The sequence below is a fragment of the Endozoicomonas sp. SESOKO4 genome, from assembly GCF_024606275.1.
On the sequence record NZ_JAHHPS010000414.1, the window covers coordinates 1 to 6,983 of the forward strand.

Consider the following 6,983-nt stretch of genomic DNA (forward strand, 5'->3'; position numbering starts at 1 on the left):
TGGTGATACACACCAAGAGATACTGGCAACAAGACGGGAAATGCGAGAGTACCAGCAGGAAAATCGGTTGCGCTTTGCACAGCACGACAAGCGTTTTGACGAACACGACAAGCGTTTTGATAAAATAGAAGAAACTCTCACCATCATCGTAAACCACCTTCAGAAATAACCACGCCACCTAACAGCTCACTTGACGGGGACAGCTACGTTGCCCGTCAGCTCTGTGGTTAGGCGGCATCACAAAATCAAAAACGATGAAAAACATGTTTATTGCTGTATATGAGTTCAACATAAAACCCGGAAAAGAAGAACAATTCAGACAATCCTGGTTAAAAACTACACAGGCTATTTTTAAAGAGTTAGGTAGCTTGGGTTCAAGGTTGCATTCAACAGATGATCCATTAAAATTTGTTGCGTATGCTCAATGGCCAAACATGGATTTATGGGCAAATAATAATGGCCTTAGAGAGCATGAATCCATACTTGCTATTGAAGATATGCGAGAGTGTATAGAAAACTCAAAAACCGTATATAAGCTACAGGTTACGGATGATTATTTGCAGCAAACTCAGTACGCCTAAGCTGTAGCATTCAGCTCAACTAAAAGCGTCTAACAATACGCTGGTGCTTGCCCCTTCGGGGCGGGACGACCGCACTGCGTGCTCCGGCCCACAGTTTAGCGTTATGCAGCTATTGGTAATGTTTTAAGCTGCCCTCAAAAAATGGTTTCACGCTATACCCTTCTGGAGGAGACACTTGATTCTCGCCTTGAGGGTATATATTAATAATCAAGTCTGTTTCATTGGCAGATTCTGTAAATACCAAATCATCTGTTAAATAGTTCTCAGTATTAGCAGTTAATTGTAATAAAGGAATTTGTATTGCTTGGCTGCCTGCGATTCCTGTTAAAATATTCTGATCAAGATAATTCAAAAAATCACACGAGAAAAATAATATAAGTGGATGAACTCCTGGGATTTGATAACCAGATTGATAAAGCAGATTGTCTTGATTTAGATGAGAAAAAACCACTTGCCAATCCATCATGTCAATAGCTGGCGTTCTTAACAATAAACTAGGTGCGTTATCGAATGACAAAGTAAAACTCTTAGAGTATTCGCGTTCAGCAGTCATACTCATAATTCCTGTCCTGTACAAAGAACGCGAAAAATTCTCTAGAGCTGTAAAGAAGGGATGTGTCCCCAGCCTGCTTCTTACTGTATCTGATAGTAATGACCTGACAATGATTTTATCGGGGACTATATTTCTGGTCCTGGATGCTTGATGATTATATTTGGCTGTGATTTCAAGTACCGGTATTTTGTCAGATTTAATGATTATTCTTTCAAATCCTGCTTCAGATTTTAGTACAATGCAAAGCAGTAAGGTTGATGTGAAAAGCCCAAAATGTTTCATTTTATTTCGTTTTGAAAACACCATAACAAGAAGTAGGTTCTAATATAGTTCATACTTAAATAGCTGCCATATTAGTTATAAAGAAATTTTCGTTCAGGGTAACCGCCGCATAACAAATGCTTCCAGTTCGTTCCGGGGCTTCACCCCTCCACCCGACGACGCCTTCGGCTGCGCGCTACACGCAAGCGTTGAGGCTGTAGAAAAACCCTCAAAAGCCCTGTCCTGGCCGGTGTTGTCTGATAAAATAGCGCTCAAGCCCCTGAGAAGACTTAAAACCCGCACTATGTCTCGCTTTAAACCGTACGACACCAGTCAGAATCTGTTATTACCAGTTAATCTTGCCGAACAACTGGTGCCGGGCTCTTTTGAATACACGCTGAATTACCTGGTAGATCATGAAATCGATACTTCGATCTTTCATGAGCATTACAACAATGATGAAACCGGTCGTTTAACCTACGATCCAGCCATGCTTTTAAAGGTGGTGTTGTTCGCCTATTCCCGAGGGATCACCTCCAGTCGTAAAATCGAAAAAGCCTGTCGGGAGAACATTGTATTTATGGCACTGTCAGCCGACAGTCAGCCTCACTATACGACCATCGCCGAATTTATCAGCCGCTTGAAGGGACCGATTACCCAGCTGTTTATGCAGGTGCTAATGGTGTGTGATCAATTGAGTCTGATCGGCAGGGAGATGTTCGCCATTATGTCACCGACCCCGACAGTGCCAAAATGAAAACCTCCAAAGGCGTGATCCAGGGCTACTGCGGTGTGGCCGGTGTTGATAGTAAGCATAAGGTGATTATGCACGGGGAAGCCTATGGTAGCGGCGCTGAGCAACCGACTCTGATACCCATGGTGCAGGCGATTGACGCTCACTGTGAATGGCTCAAACACCGCAATGTACTGACTACCGCCAAAATTGTAGCCGACAGTGGCTTCCACTCTCGGGAGAGCCTGGAGTCCCTGTTGGCTATGAACGTCGATGGCTATATTGCAGACAACCAGTTTCGTCAGCGTGATCCGAACTTTGATCAGGCTGGGCGTTATAAGATTCAACACAAAAAGGAGCGGGCGGCCCTGGCAAAGAAACACGGTAAGCCTACCGCCTCGGACCGTTTCACCCTGAAAGATTTTGCCTTCGATAAACAGGAAGAAACTTGCATTTGCCCGGCGGGTAAGGCCATGTGGCTTAGCAGCAGGAACGCGATGGTAGGCGGCACATCAGCCTATCAGTTCTGTGGCTATCTTCATTATTGCTAGCTGCACTGTCCAGATTGACCACCTCTACCGTTAAAAAGTCACCCACTCTGCTGTTATCCGGTGACCACACCGCTGCTCAAGGTCCAACATATTTCTTATATTCATCCATTCTGTCCCGTAGTTTTTTAATATATGGGTGTTGCTCCAGCCTGATTGGTTTCTCATTGAACAAAACATGCTCAAGCTGTTGTGCCTCTGTAAGAAAAACCGACCATAAAAATGCTCTCTCATCCAAGACGGTTTTTTGAACCAGCTCTATTTCTTTAGCTTGACTTAACCACTCTTCAAACAATGACAGGTTGTTGTAAAAAAGCTCATACGCATCACTGAAAAAACAATTCATTATGTAGTCCTGGTTCTGATTGCGATCTGTGAACACAAAATAGAAAGGTTCGTAGGAGTCGATGCTATGCAAGCGTCGAAGTCGCTTTGAAATGACGTCATAGAGATCATGTGCTGTCGCCGACATGGGACTCAAAACACAAAGCCGAAGAAATAGCTTAATGGCTGTCATCTGTCGTCCATGTATCCGATAACAGTTGTCTTCTGACCCTGCCAGTCCTTCCTCAATAGCCAGTACCAGAAAGCAGGTAAGTGAATTCAAATCATAAGGCACTTCTACTTGAAAGCGTTCGTTATTTGTTTCTTTTGATGAACATTTGGTGACATTTAGTGGTAAATCTTGACACGCACTGCCTTAAAAGTATCCAATCCAAACTCACAAGGAACAGAATAATTATAGGAAGTCGCACCGATGGATGGTGTACGCAGTTCGGAATCAGCAGTGACCTGTCTGGTGATGCTGGCCCGTTTTCATGGATTGGCCGCTCAGCCGGAGCAGATCAAACACCAGTTTGGTGATTCCGATCGACCTGTTGAGGGGTTAGACCTTTTAAGGGCCGCAAAATTTTTAAAGCTCAAGGCTCGTCGTACAGAAGTTCAGTGTGAAAAACTTCAAGATCTGCCTCTACCCGCCATTGCCCGTCACTCTGATGGCCATTACTTTATCATTGCCCGCTTTCATGATGGCAAAGCACTGATCCAGGACCCTTTGAAAGACCGGCCTGAAACGGTATCACTGGATGTACTGGAAACCCTGTTCACTGGTGAACTCTTTCTATTCACCAAACGGTCATTGCTACCAGGGGGGATAGCAAAATTCGACTTCAGCTGGTTTATTCCGGCCATACTCAAGCATAAAAAACTGATTTATGAAGTGCTGCTGGCATCCTTCTTTATTCAGCTCTTTGCCCTGATTACGCCTCTGTTCTTCCAGGTCATTATCGACAAGGTTCTTGTCAATCAGGCACTAACGACACTGGATGTATTGGCTTTTGGTCTGCTCGTGCTGTCAGTCTTTGATATTGTGCTGAATGGACTCAGGAACTACGTGTTCAGCCATACTACCAATCGGGTAGATGTGGTGCTGGGTTCCCGGCTTTTTAATCACCTGCTCCGCTTGCCCGTTGCTTTTTTTCATGCCCGCAGAGTCGGTGACACGGTAGCCCGTGTCCGTGAGCTGGATACAATTCGGGAGTTTATTACCGGTTCTGCGCTGACGCTGTGTATTGATCTGTTGTTTACTATCATCTTCTTTGTAGTAATGTACTTCTACAGCCCGACACTGACCTGGATTGTTCTCGGCTCTATACCTTTCTATATCATTCTGTCCCTGATAGTAACGCCTGTTCTTCGTGCCCGATTGAATGAAAAGTTCAAGAGAGGCGCAGAAAACCAGTCCTTTCTGGTGGAGTCTGTCACCGGGATGGAAACCATTAAAAGCAGTGCGGTTGAACCTCAGATGCAACGAGTCTGGGAAGATCAGCTTGCAGCTTATGTCTCTGCCTCGTTCCGGGCGATGAACCTGGGTAATATTGCCAGCCAGTTTGCAGGGCTAATCAACAAGGTAGTCACAGTGCTGATTCTCTGGGTTGGCGCCACCCTGGTGATCAATGGTGAGCTATCGGTCGGTATGCTGATTGCCTTCAATATGATTGCTGGCAGAGTCAGTGCACCTATTTTGAAACTGGTTCAACTTTGGCAGGACTTTCAGCAGGCAGGTATTTCCGTTCAGCGGCTGGGCGATGTTCTGAATACACCCACAGAGCCGGGACATGACCCAAATCGTACAACACTTCCAACACTGAAGGGTGTTGTCAAGTTTGAACATGTCACGTTCCGCTATCAACCCGATCGTCCTGCTGTCTTGAATGGCATCTCCATCGCCGTCAAACCGGGTGAAGTCATTGGTATTGTCGGTCGCTCGGGTTCAGGAAAAAGCACACTCACCAAACTGGTACAACGACTTTATGTGCCTGAGTCTGGTCGAGTATTGGTCGATGGCATTGACCTTGCGTTAGTCGAGCCCGCCTGGTTGAGAAGGCAAGTCGGCGTGGTGCTTCAGGAAAACTTTCTGTTTAACCGCTCAGTACGCGACAACATAGCACTGGCTGATTCGGGTGCTTCTATTGAACGGGTCACTGCTGCCGCCCAGCTGGCAGGTGCCCATGACTTTATTCTTGAATTGCCTGAAGGTTATGACACTCAGGTTGGTGAACAGGGCAGCACCCTCTCTGGTGGGCAGAAACAGCGTATTGCCATAGCTCGGGCATTACTGACCAATCCGAAAATTCTGATATTCGATGAGGCCACCAGTGCGCTGGATTATGAGTCCGAACACATCATTCAACAGAATATGAAGCGGATCAGCCAGGGTAGGACGGTTTTTATTATTGCCCATCGTCTTTCAACTGTGCGGGATGCTGACCGCATCATTGTCATGGAAAAAGGTCGTATTGTGGAAGAAGGCGCTCATGATCAGCTGGTTAAGCAAGGCGGACATTACGCCCGGCTGAATGCCCATCAACATGGTTTGCGGGAGGCTATCTGATGGTCAGACCAGTTTGGGAAAAAGCGACCAGGTTCCTGTTGACCAGAACAGAAAAACAGGAAGCATTGCACAATACACGACGCCAATTTCTACCGGCAGCTCTGGAAGTGGAGGAAACACCGGCGAACCCGACCAGCCGAATAATTGTAAAAACCATCATCCTGTTATTCACAATAGCCATTGTGTGGGCTTGCGTGGGCAGGATTGATATTGTTGCCACAGCACAGGGCAAAATCGTACCGGGCGAGCGCGTAAAAACCATTCAGCCGATGGTGATAGGTGAAGTACAGGCCATTCACGTTCGGGAAGGCGATGAGGTGAAAGCTGGCGATCCACTGGTTTCTCTGGTTGGCATTGTGACCGAGGCAGAACTGGTCAGGCTGAAAAAAGAAATAATCGCTCTTGAGCTGCAACTGGCCAGACAACGGGCGTTTGTTAGTTATCTTGATCAACCAGCCCAAGACCAGCCGGACAGTATCCGGGTACCCCAATATAAGGCAGATGACCAGTACTCGAGTGGCTCGCCGTCACAGGAAACACTGGCTTTTGAAGAACAGTTGCTTGCCCAGCAGATAAAAGACTACTTAACGGCTTCAGACACCCTAAAGAGCCAGCTTAAGAGTAAAGTGGCTGAGCAGCGGACTATTGAAGCTATCGTCAGCAAGCTCCAGCGGATTTTACCCATCATTGAAGAGCGAACACTGGCACTGGAGGGGCTCTACAAAAAGAACTTCGGCTCAAGGGTTCAGTATCTCGAACTGGAACAGCAACGCATAGAGCTGGAAGAAGATATCAAGGCACAAAAAGCGACGGTTCAGCAGCTGGTCGCAGAACAGGAAGAGACTCAAAACCAGCTGCACAGCCTCCATGCCCAGAAACGCCGGGAGAGCCTGGATCAACAGGAGCAGGTTCGTCGCCAGCTGACCAGCCTGAAGCAGGAAAGCATCAAGGCCCAGGAACTGCATGACCAGCAGAAGATTGTTTCGCCCATAGACGGCACAGTGCAGCAACTCCAGATACACACTATTGGAGGTGTCGTTCAGCCTGCACAGGCACTGATGCAGATCGTACCTAAAGAAGCAACCATGGAAGTTGAAGCCTGGGTGCTGAACAAAGATATCGGCTTTGTGCAGGAAGGCCAGCGGGCAGAGGTGAAAATCGACACCTTCAACTTCACCAAATACGGTCTGATTGGCGGTGAGCTGATCAATATCTCCGACGACGCTGTACCCGATGAAAAGCAAGGCTTGCGGTACCTGGCCAGTGTTCACATAGAGAAAGACTGGATGCTGGTAGAGAAAAGGAAAGTGAATCTGTCGCCTGGCATGAGTGTAGCTGTGGAAATTAAAACCGGGCAGCGGCGATTGATAGAATACTTTTTGAGTCCGCTTTTGAGGTTTAAGCAGGAGAGCAT

At 46.9% G+C, this 6,983-nt stretch carries 7 protein-coding genes; 5 read left to right on the forward strand and 2 right to left on the reverse strand.

Annotated elements, in window-relative coordinates; all coding sequences use genetic code 11:
* Window positions 1–254 precede the first annotated feature (254 nt).
* Window positions 255–581 carry a putative quinol monooxygenase gene (locus KDK16_RS08075; RefSeq protein ID WP_257275519.1) on the forward strand — a complete coding sequence of 109 codons (327 nt, stop codon included), beginning with the start codon at window positions 255–257 and terminating at the stop codon, window positions 579–581.
* A 109-nt stretch (window positions 582–690) separates the two neighbouring features.
* Here KDK16_RS08075 and KDK16_RS08080 read toward each other — a convergent pair whose 3' ends face one another.
* Complete coding sequence (locus KDK16_RS08080) at window positions 691–1,134, reverse strand: hypothetical protein (RefSeq protein ID WP_257275520.1); 444 nt, start codon at window positions 1,132–1,134, stop codon at window positions 691–693.
* 514 nt (window positions 1,135–1,648) lie between these two features.
* On the opposite strand from KDK16_RS08080, the gene KDK16_RS08085 reads away from it, so the two are divergent.
* Both KDK16_RS08085 and KDK16_RS08090 read left to right on the forward strand, forming a co-directional pair.
* Window positions 1,649–2,152: a transposase gene (locus KDK16_RS08085; RefSeq protein ID WP_257275522.1), complete on the forward strand. Its 504-nt coding sequence runs from the start codon at window positions 1,649–1,651 to the stop codon at window positions 2,150–2,152.
* Window positions 2,149–2,679, forward strand: a complete 531-nt coding sequence (locus KDK16_RS08090) for a hypothetical protein (protein ID WP_257275524.1) — start codon at window positions 2,149–2,151, stop codon at window positions 2,677–2,679. Before KDK16_RS08085 ends, KDK16_RS08090 begins: the two co-directional genes overlap by 4 nt.
* Window positions 2,680–2,755: 76 nt before the next feature.
* Here KDK16_RS08090 and KDK16_RS08095 read toward each other — a convergent pair whose 3' ends face one another.
* A complete protein-coding gene (locus KDK16_RS08095; protein ID WP_257275526.1) occupies window positions 2,756–3,283 on the reverse strand; it encodes a hypothetical protein in 528 nt (175 codons plus the stop codon).
* A 150-nt stretch (window positions 3,284–3,433) separates the two neighbouring features.
* Between KDK16_RS08095 and KDK16_RS08100 the strand changes: the two genes are divergently transcribed.
* On the forward strand, window positions 3,434–5,569 hold the full coding sequence (locus KDK16_RS08100) for a type I secretion system permease/ATPase (protein WP_257275528.1): 2,136 nt from the start codon (window positions 3,434–3,436) through the stop codon (window positions 5,567–5,569).
* Window positions 5,569–6,983, forward strand: a 1,415-nt coding sequence (locus KDK16_RS08105) for an HlyD family type I secretion periplasmic adaptor subunit (RefSeq protein WP_257275531.1), incomplete at its 3' end; no start/stop codon positions are given. The genes KDK16_RS08100 and KDK16_RS08105, both read left to right, overlap by 1 nt.

Coding starts and splice junctions, on each gene's coding strand:
- KDK16_RS08075 (WP_257275519.1), top strand. CDS start 255: ATGAAAAACATGTTTATTGCTGTATATGAGTTCAACATAAAACCCGGA.
- KDK16_RS08080 (WP_257275520.1), bottom strand. CDS start 1,134: ATGACTGCTGAACGCGAATACTCTAAGAGTTTTACTTTGTCATTCGAT.
- KDK16_RS08090 (WP_257275524.1), top strand. CDS start 2,149: ATGAAAACCTCCAAAGGCGTGATCCAGGGCTACTGCGGTGTGGCCGGT.
- KDK16_RS08100 (WP_257275528.1), top strand. CDS start 3,434: ATGGATGGTGTACGCAGTTCGGAATCAGCAGTGACCTGTCTGGTGATG.